The following is a 20,078-nucleotide window of genomic DNA, read 5'->3' on the forward strand; positions in this document are numbered from 1 at the left end:
CTTAGTCGAATCCCTGAAACTGCGCCCTGAAGGCATTCAACGACTCGGGTGTACCTATATCGACAAAGGGGCCCGAATATTCGCAAGCAATTAATTGCCCACCTTGGATGAGGGCAGGCAAAAGTTCTTTTTCCATGGAGCAGGGCTTTACCGGGAAGCGCGCGAGTGCTTGCTCGGGGAACGCGTAGACACCCGCATTCACGTAGCCAGGACCGCTCTGGTTCTTTTCGTCGAGGGCCTGCAGCAGAAACTCAGCGTCGTAACGCACGCTGCCATAGCGCGTACGATCCGCCACCTGCACCGCCACCAGCGCAGCCGGGCCCACGGCCAGCGCCAGGCGATAGGCGCGCTGATCCAGATAGGTGTCGGCATTGAGGACGAGAAAGCGCCCAATGGGCGGCACCTCCCGCAGGGCATTGAGCACCGCGCCTCCCGTGCCCATCGGCTGTTCTTCGACGACCAGATCCAGCGCGAGGCCGGAATCCCCCGCCAGCGTCGGTAGCAGTTGTGCCAGTTGGTCGGCCCGGTAGTGGGCACACAGCACCGCCTGGGTCACACCCGCGGCCTGTAACTGGTGAAGCAGCAAGGACAGGAACGGCCGCCCGTCGATATCCGCCGCTGCCTTCTGTCCGCCCTGAAGTACGCTTTGCAGTCGGGTGCCGAACCCTCCACAAAGGATGTAGGCCTGCATCAGTCGCGAATCCTGAGGAAATCTTCCAGGCAGCGCACTGCATGCTCCATATGAGCCTCACTCAACCCCGGCCACAGACCAATCCAGAACGTGTCATGCATGATCTTGTCGGTCACAGTCAGGTCGCCTGACACGCGGTAGATCTGGTCACGCATGTACGGCTGACGGGTCAGGTTGCCGGCAAACAGGAGGCGGGTGCCAACCTTGTTGGCATCCAGATGGCGAAGCAGATCGACACGCGTGATGCCGCAACCGTCCTTCAACGTGATCGGGTAGCCAAACCAGGACGGATCACTACCCTCGGTAGCTTCCGGCAGGATCAAGAAGTCCTGGCAGCCCGCCAGCCGCTCGCTCAGCCAACGGAAATTACGCTTGCGCGCTTCAATGAAGTCGTCGAGCCGATCCATCTGCGCCAGCGCGCAGGCGGCCTGCATATCGGTGATCTTGAGGTTGTACCCCAGGTGCGAGTAGGTGTACTTGTGGTCGTAACCCTCGGGCAACTCGCCCAAGCACTGACAGAAACGCTGCTTGCAGGTGTTGTCTTCGCCGGGCGCGCAATAGCAATCACGCCCCCAGTCGCGGAAGGATTCCACGATGCGCTTGAGCAGGGGGCTATTGGTGAACACCGCCCCACCCTCGCCCATGGTGATGTGGTGGGCCGGATAGAAGCTCAGCGTGCCGATATCCCCAAAGGTGCCGACCATCTGACCGTTATAGGTAGTCCCCAGGGCGTCGCAGCAATCTTCGATCAGCCACAGTCCGTACTTGTCGCACAGCGATCGCACGACACTCAGATCGAAGGGGTTGCCCAAGGTATGGGCCAACATGATCGCCTTGGTTTTCGGCGTTATCGCCGCTTCGATCAGGGCGGGATTGATGTTGTAGGTGGGCAGTTCGATATCCACGAATACCGGAACGGCACCGAACTGCAGGATCGGGTTGACCGTGGTCGGGAAACCGGCGGCGACGCCGATCACCTCATCGCCCGGCTTGATCGCGCGCTCGCCTAGCCGCGGCGAGGTCAGGGCCGAGAAGGCTAGCAGGTTGGCGGACGAGCCGGAGTTGGTTGTCAGTACGCAGCGCCGGCCCAGATACTTGGCTAGGCGTTTTTCAAAGGCTTCGTTGAAACGGCCCGTGGTCAGCCAGCCGTCCAGCACAGCGTCAGTCATTGTTTGCAGCTCGTTGGCGCCGATGACCTTTCCCGACGGGGGCACCACGCTCTGACCAGCCACAAAAGGCGCCGGCTGCATGTTCAGCTCGGCGTACTGCCCAACCAGTTCAATAATTTTCTGGCGCAGCTGCGCCTTCCTGTCAGTCATTCCGTTCGCCTTGATAAATCGCAATCTGCTCGCGAGTGAAGCGGTACATGTCTTGCCCGCTTTGCCAAGCCAGATGCCAGTCCAGTGTCCACTCAAGTGCCTCGCGCAATGTCCAGCGCGGGCTCCAGCCAAGCACCTGCCTCGCCTTGCTGGAATCAAGGGCTAGCAGGGAGGCTTCATGAGGCTGGTCGACGGCATCGACACGCCATTTCACAGGAGAAGGCCAGCATTCGGCCAACTGGCGCACCACGCTCTCCACCGTGGCCACTCCACTGGAATCGGGGCCAAAGTTCCAGGCCCCCACATGGCGTTCGCCATCCAGCACAAGTCCCTGAGCCAGACGCAGGTACCCCGCCAGCGGTTCCAGAACGTGCTGCCAGGGACGCGTGGCCTGGGGATAGCGGAGTACGAGCTCTTCGCCTCGTTGCCAGGCACGGAAAATATCCGGAAGCAAGCGATCCGCAGACCAGTCCCCGCCCCCGATCACATTGCCGGCACGTGCGGTCGCTAGTGCGACACCGGCATCGCGCAGGAAGGAGTCACGGTAGGCAGCACACACCAGCTCGGCGCACGCCTTACTGTTGCTATAAGGGTCGAATCCGCCCAGTGCATCCTGCTCGCGGTAGGGCCATAGCCATTCACGGTTCTCGTAGCACTTGTCGGTAGTAATCACCAGAACGGCCCGTACACTGGGGCAATGCCGCACAGCCTCCAGTAGGTTGACCGTGCCCATGACATTAGTCGCGTAGGTATCGACCGGAGTGCGGTAGGACTCGCGCACCAACGGCTGGGCTGCCAGGTGCAGCACCAGCTCGGGCTGAAAGTCCCGCACAGCGAGAGCAATGGCCTGGGCATCGCGAATGTCGGCCAGATCGCCGGACAGACGCTCGACCAGCCCGGTCTCGTTCCATAGCGAAGGTTGCGTTGCGGCCGGCAGTGCAAACCCGCGCACCGTCGCGCCCAGGGTCTGCAGCCACAACGCCAGCCAGCCACCCTTGAAGCCCGTGTGCCCGGTGAGCAATACCTTGCGGCTGCTCCAGAACTCGGCGTTCAGCGCCATACTTGCCATTCAGCCCGACCGCTCTTCCAGCGTTCTTCCAGAAAGACCCGCTCCCGCAGAGTATCCATCGGCTGCCAGAAACCATGGTGCTGAAAGCTCATCAACTGACCTTCCTGTGCCAGGGTGCGCATCGGATATTGCTCCCACGTGGTGTCGTCACTTTCGATGAAGTCGATGACCCGTGGCTCGAGCACGAAGAAGCCGCCATTGATCCAGCCGCCATCACCCAGCGGTTTTTCCTGGAAGCCCCGCACGCAAGTGCCGTCCAGCTCCATGGCGCCGAAGCGTCCGGGCGGCTGTACCGCCGTCACGGTGGCAAGCCGCCCATGCTGGCGATGGAAGGCGAGCAGTTCACGGATATTAAGATCGGATACACCGTCACCGTAGGTGAAGCAGAACGTCTCGTCGCCCAGGTATTCACGAACCCTGCGCAGCCGTCCACCAGTCGCGGTGTGCTCGCCGGTGTCCACCAGCGTCACCCGCCAGGGCTCGGCGTGGCGCTGATGAATGTGCATCTGGTTTTCGACCATGTCGAAGGTGACGTCCGACATGTGCAGGAAATAGTTGGCGAAGTATTCCTTGATGATGTAGCCCTTGTAGCCAAGGCAAATTACAAAGTCATTGATGCCGTGATGGGCATAGATCTTCATGATGTGCCAGATTATTGGCTTGCCACCAATCTCTATCATCGGCTTGGGCTTGAGGTGGGATTCCTCGCTGATACGTGTTCCCAGACCACCCGCCAGAATTACTGCTTTCATCGTGCTAAATGCTCAGCTCTAGATTGATCCGCCAGAGGACTGACACCGGCTTGTACGTGAGGCATATAGCAAGAGCCTTGCCAACGGACGCACAAAAAAACAGCGCGCCCTGTACACCAGCGGCGCGCCGTCTCTTTGCGTCCTGCCGTTACATCCGCTCAAACAAACTCAACTGACTCACCCGAACAAATGCCGCCTGCGCCGCTTCAAGCTTTGTCTGTTGCAGAACCAGCCGGGAAGTCGCCTCGGCGATATCGGTGTCACGGATCAGCGACTGGGTTTCGGCGTTGTAGACTTCCAGGCTTTCGTTTTCGAGCTTCAGGGTGTCGATGCTATTGAGGCGGGCGCCGATGTGGGCCTGGGTGCTTTCGATCTGCTTCATGCCGCTGTCGATGTTGCCCAGGGCGGTGGCGATGGCTTCGCGGATGCGCAGGTTTCCGTCCGGCAAACCATCAGCCGGCTTTTCAAGTGCCTGGCGCAGTTGGGCCACGGTGTTGAGGATGTTCTGGGTTTCCTGGGAGCTGGCGTTGACTTTGAGCTGAAAATCACCAACAGGCGCTCCTGCGAGGGTGAATGTAACGCCAAGGTCGGGAATCTCGATTTCGCCGGTGCCGGGAGTGTAATTCACACCACCAGGGTAGGGCGTTCCGTCCGGAGACTTTGCGATAAATACACCGCTGGCGTCATCGAACTCCAGGGTAAGACCTGCTGTGGGAAAGGCCTGGGCATATTTATCGGCATCATCCACTGCCGAGCCGCTGATATAAGCCGTGCCATTACCACCCACCACCGCAAAACGATCCGGCGCCATACCAATTTCGAAGGTCTGCCCGGCCAGCAGAGTCGCATAGTCGCTGGCCGACTCACCGTCTTTGAGCATGGGGTCCAGAGTGAACTCCACACCGCGGAAGTTGATCTTTGGGTTCTCCAGCGTCGGGTCGTAGCTGCCGGAATCGACCACGCTGGCGGGCGTGCCGCTGCTGACGGTGTAACCCAGGCTGCCATCGGCGTTGGCGATGATGTCCAGCGTGTAGGGCGCACCCGCCCGGAAGTCGTTGTCGAAATCGCGTTGGTTGGCCACAGTGCCCTGGGAAAGGTGCAGACGCTGATCACCCGGCGCGCCGGTGTAGTTCGTACTTGTACGACTGACGTTCTTCGCACTCTCGAACGCATCAAAGCCGTTGTCGCTAATACTGATCTGTGTGCCGGTAGCCACCTGCAGATACTGCTGGCTGTGATCACCCTGATAGCTGTAGGTGCCGTCTGCGTTGCGTACGTAGGGCTGGATACCGCTCTGACTGCCGCTGAACCAGTACTCGCCGCTGGCGTTCTTGCTGTTCATCAGGCCGAACAGTTCATTTTCGATCTGCTTCAGCTCAGCCGCTATCGCTTCGCGTTCATGGTCGCCATAGGAGCCGTTACCCGCATGCCCAGCCAGATCACGGGCGCGCTGCGCCACGTTGATCATCGATTTGAGAATGCTTTCTTCCTGGGTCAAGGAATTGGTGGCATCGGTCATGTTGGCCTTGTACTGGCCCAACAGGTTGGCCTGCTGTTCCAGCTGCAACAGACGTGCCGAACCTACCGGGTCGTCAGCCGGGGTCTGGATGCGCACGCCGGTGGTGAGTTGCTGGTGAGTCTTGGCCAGCTCCGCGTAGCCCTTGTTGTAGCTGGAGACGTGGGAGTTGAAGACCTGATTCGTCGACAGTCGCATAGTCGTCTACCTGACCTTAGAGAGCGCTGAGCAGCGTGTTGAAGGTTTCCTGGGCCGCCTTGATGATCTGCGAGGAGGCGGTGTAGTACTGCTGGAACTTGATCAGGTTGGCCGCCTCTTCGTCCAGGTTCACGCCGGACAGCGACTCGCGCGTGGCGCTGGCCTGGGTCAGGATCGCCTCGGTGGCGCCGTTGTCAGCCTTGGCTTGGGCGGTCTTGGCGCCCACTTGCTGAACCAGCGATCCGTATGCAGTGGTGAAGCTGGCGCCCTTGCCGCCGGTAACGCCGACGGTCTGGGCGTTTTGCAGGTCCTGCAGCTTCAGCGCGTTGCGGTTGTCCGACTGGCCGTCGCGGTTGAAGGCGATGGTGAAGCTGTCACCTTTGGCCGGCGAACCGCTGGCCGTGGTGGTGAATTCGACGGTGTTCGGGGCGGTGCCCAGGGTGAACGACAGCTCCTTGGACTGGCCGGGAATGAAGGTGCCCGGCGCTCCGATCGCGGTGCCTGTTGCGCTGTACAGGGTGTAAGACTGAGTCTTCACCCCGGTCGCCGGGTCCGTGGTCACCTCACCAAACACCAGCTTGACCGGCATCGCGCCTTTCACCGCGTCCTGCTGGGCAGCCAGGTCTGCGGGCGTGGCATAGATATCCAGATGGGTGTTCAGCTCCGGCTGAGTGATCGCGCCAGTGCCGTAGTTACCAGTGGAAGCGGTGCCGTTCAGCGGCGCGGCAAAGCCCAGGCGCTTGTGCTCGGTGAGCGCCACATTCACGTCACCGGCGGCGTTGCGGGTGGGGATCAGCGTGAAGCGATCGCCTTCAGCCATGGCGGTACCGCCTGCGGCGAAGTCCATGGTGAAGCCGTCAATTTCAGGGGCATCAGTGGTAAGGAAGGTGCCCATCGACTCACCGTCCGAACGCACGACACTAAATTCCGTGGGACTGGTGAAACGCACTTCGTAGTCGTAAATGCTCAGCTGGCTACTGTCGGTAATGGTGACGTTAAAGTTGCCGTTACCCTCATTCCCCGCCTGGGCAATACTCCGCTGCCCCAGCAGTGCCGGATCGTTGATATTGCCAAACAGCGTGGCGCCGAAATTGCCATTCAGGTCCAGGCCCTGAGCCAGCTGCTGGTTGACGCGGTCGGCCACCACCAGAGACAGGCGGCCCAGCTCGTTCATGGCCGGGTCCAGGACTTCGCTGCGGTAGCGCAGCAAACCACCGATGGAACCGCCCGTGAGCACGTTGCTGACGTCCATGCGCGAGGTGGGTGTCTGGAAGATCAGTGCAGTGCGCGACGGGTCATCCTGGCTGGGCTCGGCCACCAGCCGGTTGGCGGTATTGCCGATCACCAGGGGCTGGCCATTACCGAGGAACAGGGCGTACTGGCCGTCCTGGTCGACGGTCTTCACGCCCACCAGCTCGTTGAGTTCACGCACCGCCTGCTCCCGGGCATCGAGCAGGTCATTCGGGCTGCCACCGTTGGCGCCGGCGGTGCGAATCGCCAGGTTCAACTCGGCGACGGTCTTGGCCAGGTCGTTGACCTTGTTGGCCATGGTGCCCAGTTGCTGATTGAGGTAGCCGGACTGATCCTTGAGCTGGGTCTGTACCGAGTTGAAACGGTCGCTCAGCGATTGCGCCGAGCTCAGGAACAGCTTGCGCGAGGCCTCGTCGGACGGCTTGCTGGCCACGTTCTGCAGCGCGTCGAAGAAGCCGGTTAGCACGGTATTCACGCCCGTGCCGCTGTCGGCCAGCAGCGAGTTGACCTGATTGATGCTCTCCAGGTACGCCTTGGTGTCACCGTTCAGGGAAGTGGCGCTCTGCAGCTGCGTATCAATGAAGCCACTGTAGATGCGACGCACGTCCTGCAGGGTGGTGCCGCTGCCAATGAAGCCGGCCGGGCCGATGTACTGGCCACCCGCGGATTTCTGCATGACTTGCTGACGGGAATATCCAGCGGTATCCGCGTTGGTGATGTTGTGGCCAACAGTGTTCAGCTGGGCCTGGCTGGCCTGCAGCCCGGATACACCAATGGAAAGCAAACCTGCCATGTTTCAGTTCCCTAACTGTTCTTGTTCGACCCGGCGGCGGCGACCATCTGATAGGTCTGCAACTGGCGGGCGATCTGGTTGACCTTGCTGGCGTACTGCGGGTCAGTGGCGTAACCGGCCTTCTGCAGTTCGCTCATGAACCTGTCCGGGTTATCGGCGGACTTGAGGGCTTCTTGATAGCGGCCATTGCCCTGCAGGAAGTCCACGTAGTCCTCGAAGCTCTGGGCGAAGGAGTCGTAGGCGCGGAAACGCGCGCTCTCTTTCACCGGCTGGCCGTTGTAGTACTCGGTGGTCAGCGTTTCGGCGCTGGCACCCTGCCAGCCGCCGTGGGCCTTGATGCCGAACAGGTTATGACTGCTGCCGTTGTCGCCCTGGATGATCGAGGCGCCCCAGCCGGTTTCCAGCGCGGCCTGGGCGACCAGGTAGCGCGGATCGACGCCCAGGCGGCGGGCGGCGTTCTCGGCCATCGGCAGCAGGGCCGCGGCAAACTGTTCAGGGCTCTCGAAGCGCCCCGGCAATACATTGCCGCTCGACGGGTGCCAGCCCAGATCCACCAGCGGCTTGCCATCCTGCGCGGCGTCGATGGGCGCGGCGGACACGTTTGGCGGGTTTTCGCGGCGGGCACTGACCGTCACCGGCAGATGGGTCAGGCGTCGGGCACGCAGGGCGGCGCGGTCGTCGCGCACGGCTTCGACCTCTGTCGCAGCAGCCGCATCCAGTGGGGTCGCAACCTGGCCCAGCACCGCCTGATCCGGCGTGGCGAACGGATTGGGCCGATGGCTACCCTTGCGCTCGGTCATCTGGCGCACCAATACATCGGCCAGGCCGATGCCGCCGCCCTCGCGGGACAGGGTCACTGCCAGCTGCTGATCGTGCATCTGCTGGTAGTGCTTGGTGGTTTCGGTGTTCAGGAAGCTGTCGCCAGTCAGCGCCTGGTTGGCGCTGCGCATGGCCTTGAACATCTCGTTGACGAACAGCGACTCGAACTCCTGCGCGACCTTGCGCACGTTGGCTTCGCTGTCGCGATCCTTGCCGGTCTTCAGCTGGTTGAGGCGGTTGAGGTCGGTGTAGGCACCGCTGTCCCCAACCCCGGGCACTCGGGACTTCATGGCGCCTCCGTCAGATCACGATCAGCTCGGCCTGCAGCGCGCCGGCCTGCTTGAGGGCTTCGAGAATGGCCATCAGGTCGCTGGGCGCCGCGCCCACCTGGTTCACGGCACGAACGATCTCATCCAGCGTGGTGCCCGGAGCGAACTTGAACATGGGGTTGCGCTCCTGCTCGGCCTTGATGCGCGAGTTGGGCACCACCACGGTTTCGCCTTCGGAGAACGGCGCCGGCTGACTGATGATCGGGTCCTCGCTGATGCTGACCATCAGACTGCCGTGGGTCACCGCCGCCGGCGCCACGCGCACGTTCTGGCCGATGACGATGGTGCCGGTGCGCGAGTTGATGATGACCTTGGCGGCGGCCTGGCCCAGATCGATCTCCAGGTTTTCCAGGATGGCGATGTAGTCGACGCGCTGGTTGGGATCCAGCGGTGCGCTGATGCGCACCGACGCGGCGTCGATGGCGTTGGCCACGCCCGGGCCGAGCAGATCGTTGACGCGATCGACGATGTTCTTGGCGGTGGTGAAGTCCGGACGGTTGAGGTTCAGGGTCAGGCTGTTGCCTTGGCTGAACGCGGTCGGCACCGCACGCTCCACCGTAGCCCCCGAGGGGATGCGGCCGCTGGACGGCACGTTGACGGTGATCCGCGAGCCGTCGTTGCCGCTGGCATCGAAGCCGCCAACCACCAGGTTGCCCTGGGCGATGGCGTAGATGTTGCCGTCAATCCCTTTGAGCGGCGTGAGCAGCAGGCTGCCGCCACGCAGGCTCTTGGCGTTGCCGATGGACGACACGGTGATGTCGATGGTCTGGCCCGGCTTGGCGAACGGCGGCAGGTCGGCATGGATGGACACGGCGGCGACGTTCTTCAGCTGCACGCTGCCGATGTTGGCCGGAACCTTGATACCGAACTGGGTCAGCATGTTGTTGAAGGTCTGCAGGGTGAACGGCGTCTGGGTGGTCTGGTCACCCGTGCCGTTCAGGCCCACCACCAGGCCGTAGCCGATCAGCTGGTTGCTGCGCACACCCTGGATGCTGGCGATGTCCTTGAGGCGCTCGGCCTGGGCCGTCAGGCTGGCCACCAGGCCAAGGGCGAGAAGCAGGTATTTGATCATTGAGCCGACTCCCGTCGGCGGCCAGGAAAACGCTGACCGCCCTACGTCCTGTTGCGTACCTTGTGACCACCCCCACGCCATAGAAAGGCATAGGGTGGACAACGTTTTTCTTGTCCACCAATCCCGGTGAACTCCGCGCGTACCGTTGGCGGCCAGGGAAAGCGCTGACAGCCCTACGCCGCGCCTACCCGCACTCATCAGAACGGCCACAGCGGGCTCATGAAGAAGCGGTCCAGCCAGCCGGGCTGGCTGGTGTTGGCAAAGGCGCCGGTACCGGAATAGGTGATGCGCGCATCCGCCACGCGGGTCGAGGGCACGGTGTTGTCGGTGCCGATGTCCTCGGAACGCACCAGGCCGGCAATACGCACCAGCTCCTCGCCAGTATTCAGGGTCATCCACTTCTCGCCACGCACCGCCAGGATGCCGTTAGGCAGCACCTCAGCCACGGTGACAGTGATCGAGCCCGTGAGACTGTTGCTCTGCCCGGCCTTGCTGCTGCCGCTGGTGTCGCGCTCGGCGTCGTACTCGGCGCCAAGCGTCATGCGACCTCCGGTGAACGGGTTGGTGGTGCTGACCGCACCACCGAACAACGAGGTCAGGCCGATGCTCGCGCTGCTGTCCTTCTGCAACTGGGAGTTGGCGCTCTTGCTGGCCTGGGTCTTCTCATTGAGGGTGATGGTGATGATATCGCCGACCCGGTACGCCTTGCGGTCATCGAACAGGTTCATGCCGAAGCCCGGCTGGTAGATGGCCCCGTTGTTCTGCTCCACCGGGAGCGGCGTACGTGGCAGCACAGGCGCGTAGTACGGCTCATCGGGCTTGGGCGGCGGCGACATGCAACCACTCAGCAGGACCAGGAACATCAGGGACAGTAGCAGCCGGAACATGGATACGACCTCTGGAACTCGCTAACCGCGAGAAGCCTTACAGCTGCTGGGTCACGAAGCCCAGCATGGAGTCGGCGGTGGAAATCACCTTCGAGTTCATCTCGTAGGCGCGCTGGGTGGTAATCATGTTCACCAGCTCTTCCACGGTGCTGACGTTGGAGTTCTCCAGGGTTTCCTGCAGCACGCTGCCCAGGCCGTTCACGCCCGGCTGACCGACCTGCGGCGCGCCGCTGGCGGCGGTCTCCAGGAACAGGTTGCCACCCACCGCCTGCAGGCCGGCCGGGTTGATGAAGTCGGCGGTCTGGATATTGCCGATCACCTGCACGGCAGCGTCACCCGCAACGGTGATGGACACGGTGCCGTCCTCGCCAACGGTGAACGTCTGGGTTTCCGGCGGCACGACAATCGCCGGTTCCAGCGCATAGCCGCTGGCGGTCACCACCTGGCCTTCGGAGTTCAGGTGGAAGGTACCGTCGCGGGTGTAGGCCACGGTGCCGTCCGGGGTAAGGATCTGGAAGAAACCCCGACCGTTGATGGCCATGTCCAGGGGCTGGTCGGTGGTCTGCAGGCTGCCTGGGTTGAAGTTCTTCTGGGTGCCGACAATGCGCACACCGGTGCCCAGTTGCAGGCCGGAGGGCAGCTCGGTGTCCTGGGTGGTATTGGCGCCCGGCTGACGGCGAACCTGGTAGAGCAGGTCCTGGAACTCGGCACGGTCCTTCTTGAAACCGGTGGTCGAGACGTTGGCCAGGTTGTTGGAAATGGTGGTCAGGTTCATGTCCTGGGCGGACAGACCGGTCTTACTTACCCACAGGGCCGGAAGCATTGGAAATCTCCTTCATTCGGCGCCGCCTGGCGCCGTCTCGAATCAACTGATCTGCATGACCTTGGTCATCGCCGTGGCATCTTCCTCGGCGGTGCGCATCAACTTCACTTGCAGCTCGAACTGGCGGGACAGGGCCAGGATGGAGGTCATCTCGGCCACGGCATTCACGTTGCTGGTCTCCACGAAACCGGAAACCAGCTGGACATTGGCGTCGGCCTCAACGGGGCCGCCGGCGTGGTGGATCAGGCCGTCGAGGCCCTTTTCCAGGTTCGCGGGGTCCGGATTGACTAGCTTGATGCGGTCCACCACGGCCATCACATTGGGGTTCTCGCCCAGCGCGCGGACGCTGATGGTGCCGTCGCGGCCGATCTCGACCTTCTGCTCCGGCGGAATCACCACCGGGCCGGCATTGCCCATCACCGGCAAATCGTTGCCGGCGCGCAGGATGCCCACGGAGTCGATCTTCAGGCTGGCCGTGCGCACATAGGCTTCCTCGCCAAGCGGGGTCTGCACGGCGATCCAGCCGTCACCCTCGATGGCGATATCCAGCTCGCGACCGGTTTCCTGCAACGCTCCGGGAGTGAAATCGGTGGCGGGGCGCTCGGTCATGGCATAGGCGCGCGCCGGCAGGCTGTCGCCGAACACCGGCATGGAACGCGCCTGCTCGAAGTCGCGGCGAAAGCCGCTGGTGGAGATGTTGGCCAGATTGTTGGCGTGCAGGCGCTGAGCCAGAGTGTTCTGGCTGGCACCGGTCATCGCCACGTAAAGCATCTTGTCCACTTCAATCCTCCGGCAGGTTCTTGCCGCCCTTGCGGGCTTTGCCAGAGAAGGAGCAAGCATCGTGCCAGATGCGAAGTACCGCACATGACCTGTAGGAGGGGCTTTAGCCGCGACGCTTCTTTTTGGGGGCTGCAGCATCGTAGGGTGGATCGCGCTTCACCGATCCACCGAGCGCGCCATGCCGGCGCGATGGTGGACAGGAATAGCGCTGTCCACCCTACATCGGGCCAAACAAAAAACGGGAGCCCGCAGGCTCCCGTTTCCTTATTCGCGCAACCATCAGGTCATGTTGATGGTGGTCTGCATGACGGTGGTCTGGGTGGTGACCGTCTTGGCGTTGGCCTGGTAGTTGCTCTGCGCCTTGATCAGCTGTACCAGCTGTGCGGTCAGGTCGACGTTGGATTCCTCCAGCGCGCCGGCCTGGATGGCACCGAAGGTGCCGGTCTTGGCCATGCCCTCGATCGGTACGCCCGAGGCATAGGTTTCCACCCAGGCGGTACCGCCGACCGGCTTCAGACCCTGCGGGTTGGAGAAGTTCACCAGCATCACCTGACCGATCAGCTTGGACTGGCCATTGGTAAAGGCGGCGAACATGTTGCCGGTTTCGTCGATGTTCAGGCCGGAGAGCTGGCCTGTAGCGTAACCATCCTGGTTCTGGCTGGTGACGGCGGAGACGGCGTTGTATTGAGTCATGTTGCTAAAGTCGACATGCACCCCGGTGGCACTGGCGACCGAGCCGTTGGACTGCCAGGCACCTGTGGCCGGATTCAGCTCAGCCGGCTCCCAGGCGGTAAGATCAATACTGGTCGGGCTCGGCAGTGCCGTATCCAAGGTGCCGGCCGAGTTGAAGGTCAGAGTGGTGCTCATGGCACTAAAGTCGTTCGGAACTACCGGCACCGTAGGGTTCAGGCCATCGATCTGGGTCAACATTTCCCATTCATTACCGCTGCGCTTAGCAAAGTACTGGGTCAGGGTATGGACGTTACCCAGCGAGTCATACACAGGCACCGAAGTAGACCAGTTGAAGGTATTCGGGTCCGCAGGATCGAAGGGATGCACCGCAGGATCGATCACCGAGGCGGTCGAGTCCAGATTGATGGTTTCGTTGATGATGCTGGTAGCCTTGGGCGAAACGTTGGACGTATCCACCCGCAGATCGGTCTTCTTGCCCTGCAGAATCTGCCCACCGACACCCACTTCGTAGCCTTGCAGGCGGAAGCCGGAGCTGTTCTGGATATAGCCATCCTTGTCGGTACCGAACTCACCGGCACGGGTGTACATCATCTGCCCCTGGGCGCTCAACGCGAAGAAGCCATTGCCGTTGATGGCCAGGTCCAGGCTGTTGCCGGTGTGGTTGATATTGCCCTGGGTGAACTGCTGGGAGATGGCAGCGGTGCGCACACCGGAACCGGCGACCTTGCCGCCGGTGCCGAGGATGGAGGCCGAGTAGACGTCGGCGAATTCGGCGCGCGAACCCTTGAAGCCGGTGGTGGCGACGTTGGCGATGTTGTTGCCGGTAACCGCGAGATCCTTGTTGGCCGCGGCCAGACCGCTCAGGGCGACGTTGAACGACATGGTGAAACTCCTTTCAGAATCCGGTTATTGGCCAATGGTCAGGACGCTGGAGAGCGGCAAGCGCCCCATGCCTGCAAGGTTCAGGTACATTTCGCCGCCCGCCAGGGTAACGCTGTTGACGGTGGCCGGCAGGAAGGTGGACAGCGCGGTGGGCGTGCCGTCGATTTCGGCTTCCGCCACGAACTTGTAATTGCCGGAGGGCACTTTCTCACCCTGCTCGTTGACGCCATCCCAGATGAAATCGACGGTACCGGCGCTCCAGTCGCCCATGGGCAGGGTTTTCACCAGGTTACCCTTGTCGTCATAGACCTTGACCGTCAGGTTGCTGCCATTGGCCGGCATCATCACGTTGCCGGTCAGGCTGCTGCTGGTGTCGACCAGCGACTTGTCGGTCTCGACAATCACCGAGCGACCGACCAGGGAGGACGCCTGCAGCGCCTGGGACGACTGGTAGCTGCCCATGAAGGACTCCACCGTCGAGTTCAGGTTGTTCATGCTCTCCAGGCTGGAGAACTGCGCCAGCTGGGCGACGAACTGGGTGTTGTCCTGCGGATCCAGCGGGTTCTGGTTTTCCATCTGCGCGACCAGCAACTGCAGGAAGGAATCCTTGCCCAGGGCGCTGTCGCCGGTGGTGCTCGGCTTCTGCTTCAGCTGGTACTGGTCGAGAATGGATTGCGAGGTATTGGTATTAACGGTGCTCATGATCCTTCACCTTACTGACCGAGGGTCAGCACCTTCTGCAGCATGGTCTTGGCGGTATTCATCATTTCGGTGTTGGTCTGGAAGGCGCGGCTGGCGGAGATCATGTCAGCCATTTCCTCGACCACATTGACGTTCGGGTAGTAGACGTAGCCGTCCTTGTCCGCCGCCGGGTGGGTCGGCTCGTAGCGGGCCTGCAGTTCGGCCTGATCCTCGACGATGCCGGCGACGCGCACGCCGTAACCGGCGGCGTCCTGCTCGGCAAACAGCGACTGGCCGGCCGGATTGACCTGCTCCTGCAGCACGGTGGCAAACACCGGCTTGCGAGCGCGGTAGGTCTCTTCCAGGCTGGAGGACACGGTCTCGGCGTTGGCGATGTTGCTCGCCACGGTGTTCAGGCGGGTGCTCTGAGCGCTCATGCCGCTACCGGCGATGTTGAATACGTTGGTCAGCGACATGGCTTATTCCCCCTTGATGGCCGACATCAGGCCTTTGAACTTGCTGTTGAGGAAGGTGAAGCTGGCCTGGAAATCCACCGCGTTCTTGGTGTAGGCGGCCTGCTCGACCTGCGCGTCCACGGTGTTGCCATCGATGGACGGGTGATGCGGGGTGCGGTACTGCAGCGACTCGGCGCTGAACGACACGCCCTCGCCCTCGATATGCCGGGCGCTGGTGCGGTTCAGGTTGAAGGTGCCGTTCTTGCTGGTCTGGCTGGCCAGCACGCTGGAGAATTCCAGATCACGCGCCTTGTAGTGCGGCGTATCGGCGTTGGCGATGTTGTTCGCCAGCACCTCGGCCCGCTGCGCGCGGAAGTTCAGGGCCTTCTCGTGAATCCCCAGCGCCTTGTCGAAACTGATAGCCATGTGCCCTTCCTCGAATCGTTTGCCGGGCGCCGTTGCCGGTCGCCTTGCCTGCCCAAAGGAAAGCAAGCACTGTGCCAGCCGAACAAACCCTTTGATTTCAGGCACTTAGAGCAATGACCCCTGGGCGAGAAACGCGGCAGGCGGCACCCGCTTGCCGCTCGACGGCAAAGGCGACTGCCAGGGCGAAGGCCAGCGCACCCGTGGGAGCGAATTCATTCGCGAGCTCTTGGGGATTGCACGAAAGAACTCGCGGCCCAAGTCCGCTCCTACAAAAAAAGCCAAAAGCGGGGTCAGGTCACAGGTCCGGGGACACCACCTCGTCGAGCTCGATGCGCTTCCAGGCGGGCTCCGCACCCAGGCGCGCATTGAAGCGGGTATTGAAGGTGAACTCGTCGTCGCTGTGCAGACTCAGCGGGGTGCCGTAGGTGACCCGTATCGCCTCCAGCTCGTAGCCGAGTAGCTGCAACAGCGTCGGGAACAGGTTGTAGTGGCTGGAATTGTTGCGATTGGCTTCCAGCGCCGCCGCCCAGTCCAGGGTCTGCAGATTGCTGCCCTGCAGGACAACCAGCGGCACCAGCCCCTCCTCCACCACCGGGTCGCCACCACAATGGGTATTCAGGCCCGGGTTACCGCGCTCGTGCAGGTCCTGGCCATGGTCCGAGGTATACAACACCACGGCGCGACTCAGGTCGGCCCGTGCCAGCAGCCGCGAGAAGAATTCCCCGACATTCCACAGCAAGGTGTTGCGGTAGGAGTTGCGGTAGCGCAGCCAGTCCTCGGCCCGACCATCGAAACCGTCCCGCTCGCCGGTATCGCCGATGTCCAGGTAGCGGCCGCGCGGCAACGCCGGCTGGTAGCGCAGGAATTCGTCAGGGAACTTGTCGTGCACCGGGAAATGCGCGCCCATCTTGTTGACCAGGATCAGCTCGGGCCGGTCGTTGCCGAGCAGCTCGACCAGGCTGTCGGCCACCGCCATGTCGCGATCGCGCACCCGCACGTCGTCGTACTGGATGAAGGCGTCCAGCTCCAGCACTTCGTCCTTGGTCATCAGGTTCTGCAGGGCGCCGCGGGTACGCTGGGCGTCGATGTAGACCGTGCGCAGCCCCGCCTGTCGGGCGTACTGCCAGATGGACGGCATGGTGGAATTGATGCGCAGGTAGTCGTCACGGGTGCCACCGTAGCGCAGGGTCACATTGGTGTCGGCGCTGCAGTTGGCGATCGAGGCGGCATAGCCGTAGTTGAACAGGCTCACCCCGGGTGGCAGCGATTTCAGACCGCTGGCCACTCCCTGCGGGTGGTTGATATCCAGGTAATGGCCGGACACGCTCTCGTCGATGATCAGCACGATGTCGTGATCGACGACCCGGCCGCTGCGTGGCAGCGAGACCGGCTGACGCTCGCCCACGGTGTCGCCCAGTGCCTCATAGCTGTACAGCCCCAGATAGGCCAGCGGCGTATACATCATCGGCAGGCCACGGGCGCCTGCACCGGCACGCACGAACAGCACACTGGCCAGCAGCAGCAGACCCACCCAGGGCGCGACACCCGCCACCCACCCAGGTACCGGCGCGGAAGCCGGCCTCAGGCCGATGCCGAGCAGCAGCAGCACACCGGTGGCTCCGGCATGCAGGATGCTGTCGCGAAACTGGTGGTACGCCTCGTCGATGAAGGCATGTGAATGCAGCAGTGAAACGAACTGCGGGTAGGTCAGGTAATCGACGGTCACGCGGTGGTAGGCGTCGAAGAACACCGCGGCGCCGAACAGCGCCAGCGCGTATCCCCAGCGCAGCACCGCCTGCCGGCAGTAGGCAGCCAGGAACAGGCAAGCGACCAGGAAGCCGAACATTCCCAGAAACAGGACGGTGGCGCCCACCCCCTCGAGCTCGGCCAGGCGCCCCCGGTAATAGTCATGGCCGGAAAGAAGATAGGCGAGCAGCAGCAGAGGCTTCAGGAATGACATGGGGGCTTCCAGGCGACGCGGGCAATCCGCAGGCAACGAATCCCGGTGCGGCACCCACGCTTCCGGCTTGCCGGCACGACCTCCCCTCCCGCAGCGTACTACCCGAGTGCATCCATGCGACCAGCGAACCTGCGTCGTAACCGTTTTGTCACGATAGTCGTGTATAGCGCAGCGGCAAGTCAGCCCGCCCGAAGGAGGACGTCTTTCTCTTCGGCACGCAACAGGTCCTCGATACGGTCACAGTCCTCCTCGCGGCGAATCCGCTCGAACAGACCCACGGCCTCCGGGTAACCGCGCGTCAGCATACCCAGCCACTGCTTGAGCCGCCCCGGCGCGTAGCGCGGCGCGAGCCGGTTGCGCGAGCGCTGCCAGAACTCGTGCAGCAGCGGCAGCAGCTCGCCCCACCCCATGGGCTCGACGACACGGCCGGCGCGGGCAGCAGCAATTTGCCGCGCCAGATCGGGCCGCGCCACCAGGCCCCGACCGAGCATCACATCCTCAACGCCGCTGACGGCCCGGCAGCGCTGCCAGTCTTCCAATGTCCAGACTTCGCCGTTGGCGTATACGGGCACGCGCACCGCCTCCTGGACGCGAGCCACCCACTCCCAGTGGGCGGGCGGACGGTAGCCCTGCACCTTGGTGCGGGCATGCACCACCAGTTGCCCGGCCCCACCATCCACCAGCGCACGCGCGCAATCCAGCGCGCCGTCGGGACTATCGAAGCCCAGGCGCATCTTGGCCGTCACTGGAATCGACGCCGGCACCGCACGCCGCACCTCCTCGAGGATGCGATAGAGCAGCTCCGGCTCCTTGAGCAGTACCGCCCCCCCGCGTGACTTGTTGACCGTCCTGGCCGGACAGCCGAAGTTCAGGTCGATGACCGGCGCGCCCATTTCACAGGCGAGGGCGGCGTTGTCGGCGAGACAGGCGGGATCGGAACCCAACAGCTGCACACGCATGGGCGTGCCGGCCGCGGTGCACGAACCACGCGCCAGCTCCGGCGCCAGCTTGAGGAACTGACTCTCCGGCAGCAGCCGGTCGCAGACGCGGATGAATTCGGTGACGCACCAGTCGACGCCGCCCACCCGGGTGAGCAGGTCACGCATCAGTTCGTCGACCAACCCTTCCATGGGGGCCAGGGCGATTTGCATGGGTATGACTCGTGGAGCGCAAGGGGCGCGTAGTGTACGGGGATGATTGCGCAGGCGGGAGCTGGCGCGGGTCCAGCACCGCGACCGGCTCTCTGGGAGCGGACTCGTCCGCGAGCTCGTCGGCGGCTGCCTATGGCTGTGTCATCACCAACGCCCGACCATAACCCTCAACGAACTCGGCCGGCATGCGTCGCGGGCGACCAGTGGACAGCTCGATGCAGGCAAAGGTGGTCTGCGCGCGCAGCAGGGTCACGCCATCGGCCGGGCGCACCAGCTGAAAGCGCCGCAGCATGCGCAGCCGGTGGTCGGATTCGACGATCCAGGTACCCATGCACAGCCACTCACCCTGATAGGCGCTGGCCAGGTAGTCCACCTCGTGGCGCACCACGGCCATGGCCCGATCCAGCCGCCGGTAAGCGGCCAGGTCCAGGCCGAGATGCTGCGAATGGCCCCAGGCGCAACGCTCCATCCACCTGACGTAGGTGGCATTGTTGGCATGGCCCAGCTCATCGATATCCTCAGCGACCACCTCCAGCTCACGCACGAAGGGATCGGGAAGATCCCACTTCATCGCGGCGCGTCCAGACTGGCGGCCAGCGAGCAGGCTTCGCTGGCCAGCTGGGTGATCTGGTCCCAGGCACGCGCCTTGACCAGATCAGCCGGGGCGATCCAGGTGCCGCCGACGCAAGCCACGTTGGGCAGACGCAGGAAGGTCAGCAGGTTGTCGACGTTGATACCACCGGTGGGACAGAAACGGATGCCGGTGAACGGCCCCTTGAGGCTCTTGAGCATCTTCACGCTACCGGTGCCATTGGCCGGAAACAGCTTCAGCGAGCGGTACCCGTACTCCAGCGCCAGCAGCACTTCGGAGGGTGTCAGCACCCCCGGCAGGTAGGGCATCTGTACATTTTCCGCCGCCAGCGCCAGGCGCTCGGTGCAACCGGGGCTGACAGCGAACTGGGCGCCAGCGTCGCGCGCCTCGAGAAACTGCTCGGCATGGATCAGGGTGCCGGCGCCGACGATCAGGTCCGGCAGCTCGCGGCGGATGATCGACACGGCCTCCAGCGCGCGTGGCGTGCGCAGCGTGACTTCGAGCACCCGGATGCCACCGGCATGCAGCGCCTGCGCCAGGGCCAGCGCACTGCCCACGTCCTCGATCACCAGCACCGGCAGAACCGGACGGGCCTGCTGCAAAATCGCTTCCATCGTCAGGCTCATGACACGCACCCCGCAATACGGAAAGAAAGGTCGCCCGGGCATCTACCCGTGCGACCCGCGCATGATCGCAAATACTTCGCGAACAAGGCCAGCGGATCGCGGCGCAGCCCCCTGTGGGTGCAAATTCATTCGCGAGCCTTCAGACGCGTTCCGTCCCCACAGCGCTGAGGCAACCGTGACCATGGTTTTTTTCGCGGTAAAAACAAAAGGGCCGCCACATGGGCGACCCTGGATTCCCGCAAAAAGCACGGGCAAGAAAATGGCGTCCCCTAGGGGACTCGAACCCCTGTTACCGCCGTGAAAGGGCGGTGTC

The 20,078-nt window shown here is 63.0% G+C and carries 19 protein-coding genes; all 19 read right to left on the reverse strand.

The annotated features are described in order from the left end of the window. Position 1 precedes the first annotated feature (1 nt). Positions 2-691 (reverse strand): sugar phosphate nucleotidyltransferase, encoded by a 690-nt coding sequence (locus AS93_RS0104150; protein ID WP_027589428.1) that lies wholly within the window; start codon positions 689-691, stop codon positions 2-4. Beyond that, positions 691-2,010: a lipopolysaccharide biosynthesis protein RfbH gene (gene rfbH / locus AS93_RS0104155; protein ID WP_027589429.1), complete on the reverse strand. Its 1,320-nt coding sequence runs from the start codon at positions 2,008-2,010 to the stop codon at positions 691-693. The genes AS93_RS0104150 and rfbH overlap by 1 nt, the downstream gene beginning before the upstream one ends. Further along, the gene (rfbG, locus tag AS93_RS0104160) at positions 2,003-3,070 is read right to left on the reverse strand and encodes a CDP-glucose 4,6-dehydratase (RefSeq protein WP_027589430.1); all 1,068 of its coding nucleotides are present in this window, start codon (positions 3,068-3,070) and stop codon (positions 2,003-2,005) included. Before rfbG ends, rfbH begins: the two co-directional genes overlap by 8 nt. After that, complete coding sequence (gene rfbF / locus AS93_RS0104165) at positions 3,061-3,831, reverse strand: glucose-1-phosphate cytidylyltransferase (RefSeq protein ID WP_027589431.1); 771 nt, start codon at positions 3,829-3,831, stop codon at positions 3,061-3,063. The genes rfbG and rfbF overlap by 10 nt, the downstream gene beginning before the upstream one ends. 148 nt (positions 3,832-3,979) lie before the next feature. After that, a complete protein-coding gene (locus AS93_RS0104170) occupies positions 3,980-5,545 on the reverse strand; it encodes a flagellar hook-associated protein 3 (protein ID WP_027589432.1) in 1,566 nt (521 codons plus the stop codon). 16 nt (positions 5,546-5,561) lie between these two features. Next, on the reverse strand, positions 5,562-7,589 hold the full coding sequence (gene flgK / locus AS93_RS0104175; RefSeq protein ID WP_027589433.1) for a flagellar hook-associated protein FlgK: 2,028 nt from the start codon (positions 7,587-7,589) through the stop codon (positions 5,562-5,564). 11 nt (positions 7,590-7,600) lie between these two features. Beyond that, positions 7,601-8,698, reverse strand: a complete 1,098-nt coding sequence (gene flgJ / locus AS93_RS0104180; protein WP_027589434.1) for a flagellar assembly peptidoglycan hydrolase FlgJ — start codon at positions 8,696-8,698, stop codon at positions 7,601-7,603. Between the two features lie 10 nt (positions 8,699-8,708). After that, on the reverse strand, positions 8,709-9,809 hold the full coding sequence (locus AS93_RS0104185) for a flagellar basal body P-ring protein FlgI (RefSeq protein WP_027589435.1): 1,101 nt from the start codon (positions 9,807-9,809) through the stop codon (positions 8,709-8,711). Positions 9,810-10,006: 197 nt separating this feature from the next. After that, positions 10,007-10,696, reverse strand: coding sequence for a flagellar basal body L-ring protein FlgH (gene flgH / locus AS93_RS0104190; RefSeq protein WP_027589436.1), 690 nt, complete (start codon positions 10,694-10,696; stop codon positions 10,007-10,009). A gap of 37 nt (positions 10,697-10,733) precedes the next feature. Next, positions 10,734-11,519, reverse strand: a complete 786-nt coding sequence (flgG, locus tag AS93_RS0104195; protein ID WP_027589437.1) for a flagellar basal-body rod protein FlgG — start codon at positions 11,517-11,519, stop codon at positions 10,734-10,736. 42 nt (positions 11,520-11,561) lie between these two features. After that, positions 11,562-12,299, reverse strand: a complete 738-nt coding sequence (locus tag AS93_RS0104200) for a flagellar basal body rod protein FlgF (RefSeq protein ID WP_027589438.1) — start codon at positions 12,297-12,299, stop codon at positions 11,562-11,564. A 279-nt stretch (positions 12,300-12,578) separates the two neighbouring features. Then, positions 12,579-13,874 carry a flagellar hook protein FlgE gene (gene flgE / locus AS93_RS0104205; protein WP_027589439.1) on the reverse strand — a complete coding sequence of 432 codons (1,296 nt, stop codon included), beginning with the start codon at positions 13,872-13,874 and terminating at the stop codon, positions 12,579-12,581. 24 nt (positions 13,875-13,898) lie between these two features. After that, complete coding sequence (locus tag AS93_RS0104210) at positions 13,899-14,576, reverse strand: flagellar hook assembly protein FlgD (protein ID WP_027589440.1); 678 nt, start codon at positions 14,574-14,576, stop codon at positions 13,899-13,901. 11 nt (positions 14,577-14,587) lie between these two features. Beyond that, entirely contained in the window at positions 14,588-15,031 is a 444-nt protein-coding gene (gene flgC, locus AS93_RS0104215) for a flagellar basal body rod protein FlgC (protein ID WP_027589441.1), read from the reverse strand. Positions 15,032-15,034: 3 nt separating this feature from the next. Next, positions 15,035-15,436, reverse strand: a complete 402-nt coding sequence (gene flgB, locus AS93_RS0104220; protein WP_027589442.1) for a flagellar basal body rod protein FlgB — start codon at positions 15,434-15,436, stop codon at positions 15,035-15,037. Positions 15,437-15,731: 295 nt separating this feature from the next. Continuing rightward, complete coding sequence (locus AS93_RS0104225) at positions 15,732-17,396, reverse strand: sulfatase-like hydrolase/transferase (RefSeq protein WP_027589443.1); 1,665 nt, start codon at positions 17,394-17,396, stop codon at positions 15,732-15,734. 179 nt (positions 17,397-17,575) lie between these two features. Continuing rightward, the gene (locus AS93_RS0104230) at positions 17,576-18,547 is read right to left on the reverse strand and encodes a tRNA-dihydrouridine synthase (RefSeq protein ID WP_027589444.1); all 972 of its coding nucleotides are present in this window, start codon (positions 18,545-18,547) and stop codon (positions 17,576-17,578) included. A gap of 130 nt (positions 18,548-18,677) precedes the next feature. After that, positions 18,678-19,118 (reverse strand): thioesterase family protein, encoded by a 441-nt coding sequence (locus tag AS93_RS0104235; protein ID WP_027589445.1) that lies wholly within the window; start codon positions 19,116-19,118, stop codon positions 18,678-18,680. Next, entirely contained in the window at positions 19,115-19,765 is a 651-nt protein-coding gene (locus tag AS93_RS0104240) for a bifunctional 4-hydroxy-2-oxoglutarate aldolase/2-dehydro-3-deoxy-phosphogluconate aldolase (protein ID WP_027589446.1), read from the reverse strand. Before AS93_RS0104240 ends, AS93_RS0104235 begins: the two co-directional genes overlap by 4 nt. Positions 19,766-20,078 lie beyond the last annotated feature (313 nt).

It is taken from the genome of Pseudomonas sp. RL (genome assembly GCF_000647775.1).
Taxonomy (GTDB): domain Bacteria; phylum Pseudomonadota; class Gammaproteobacteria; order Pseudomonadales; family Pseudomonadaceae; genus Serpens; species Serpens flexibilis.

Coding starts and splice junctions, on each gene's coding strand:
- AS93_RS0104150 (WP_027589428.1), bottom strand. CDS start 691: ATGCAGGCCTACATCCTTTGTGGAGGGTTCGGCACCCGACTGCAAAGC.
- rfbH (WP_027589429.1), bottom strand. CDS start 2,010: ATGACTGACAGGAAGGCGCAGCTGCGCCAGAAAATTATTGAACTGGTT.
- rfbG (WP_027589430.1), bottom strand. CDS start 3,070: ATGGCGCTGAACGCCGAGTTCTGGAGCAGCCGCAAGGTATTGCTCACC.
- rfbF (WP_027589431.1), bottom strand. CDS start 3,831: ATGAAAGCAGTAATTCTGGCGGGTGGTCTGGGAACACGTATCAGCGAG.
- AS93_RS0104170 (WP_027589432.1), bottom strand. CDS start 5,545: ATGCGACTGTCGACGAATCAGGTCTTCAACTCCCACGTCTCCAGCTAC.
- flgK (WP_027589433.1), bottom strand. CDS start 7,589: ATGGCAGGTTTGCTTTCCATTGGTGTATCCGGGCTGCAGGCCAGCCAG.
- flgJ (WP_027589434.1), bottom strand. CDS start 8,698: ATGAAGTCCCGAGTGCCCGGGGTTGGGGACAGCGGTGCCTACACCGAC.
- AS93_RS0104185 (WP_027589435.1), bottom strand. CDS start 9,809: ATGATCAAATACCTGCTTCTCGCCCTTGGCCTGGTGGCCAGCCTGACG.
- flgH (WP_027589436.1), bottom strand. CDS start 10,696: ATGTTCCGGCTGCTACTGTCCCTGATGTTCCTGGTCCTGCTGAGTGGT.
- flgG (WP_027589437.1), bottom strand. CDS start 11,519: ATGCTTCCGGCCCTGTGGGTAAGTAAGACCGGTCTGTCCGCCCAGGAC.
- flgE (WP_027589439.1), bottom strand. CDS start 13,874: ATGTCGTTCAACGTCGCCCTGAGCGGTCTGGCCGCGGCCAACAAGGAT.
- AS93_RS0104210 (WP_027589440.1), bottom strand. CDS start 14,576: ATGAGCACCGTTAATACCAATACCTCGCAATCCATTCTCGACCAGTAC.
- flgC (WP_027589441.1), bottom strand. CDS start 15,031: ATGTCGCTGACCAACGTATTCAACATCGCCGGTAGCGGCATGAGCGCT.
- flgB (WP_027589442.1), bottom strand. CDS start 15,436: ATGGCTATCAGTTTCGACAAGGCGCTGGGGATTCACGAGAAGGCCCTG.
- AS93_RS0104225 (WP_027589443.1), bottom strand. CDS start 17,396: ATGTCATTCCTGAAGCCTCTGCTGCTGCTCGCCTATCTTCTTTCCGGC.
- AS93_RS0104230 (WP_027589444.1), bottom strand. CDS start 18,547: ATGCAAATCGCCCTGGCCCCCATGGAAGGGTTGGTCGACGAACTGATG.
- AS93_RS0104235 (WP_027589445.1), bottom strand. CDS start 19,118: ATGAAGTGGGATCTTCCCGATCCCTTCGTGCGTGAGCTGGAGGTGGTC.
- AS93_RS0104240 (WP_027589446.1), bottom strand. CDS start 19,765: ATGAGCCTGACGATGGAAGCGATTTTGCAGCAGGCCCGTCCGGTTCTG.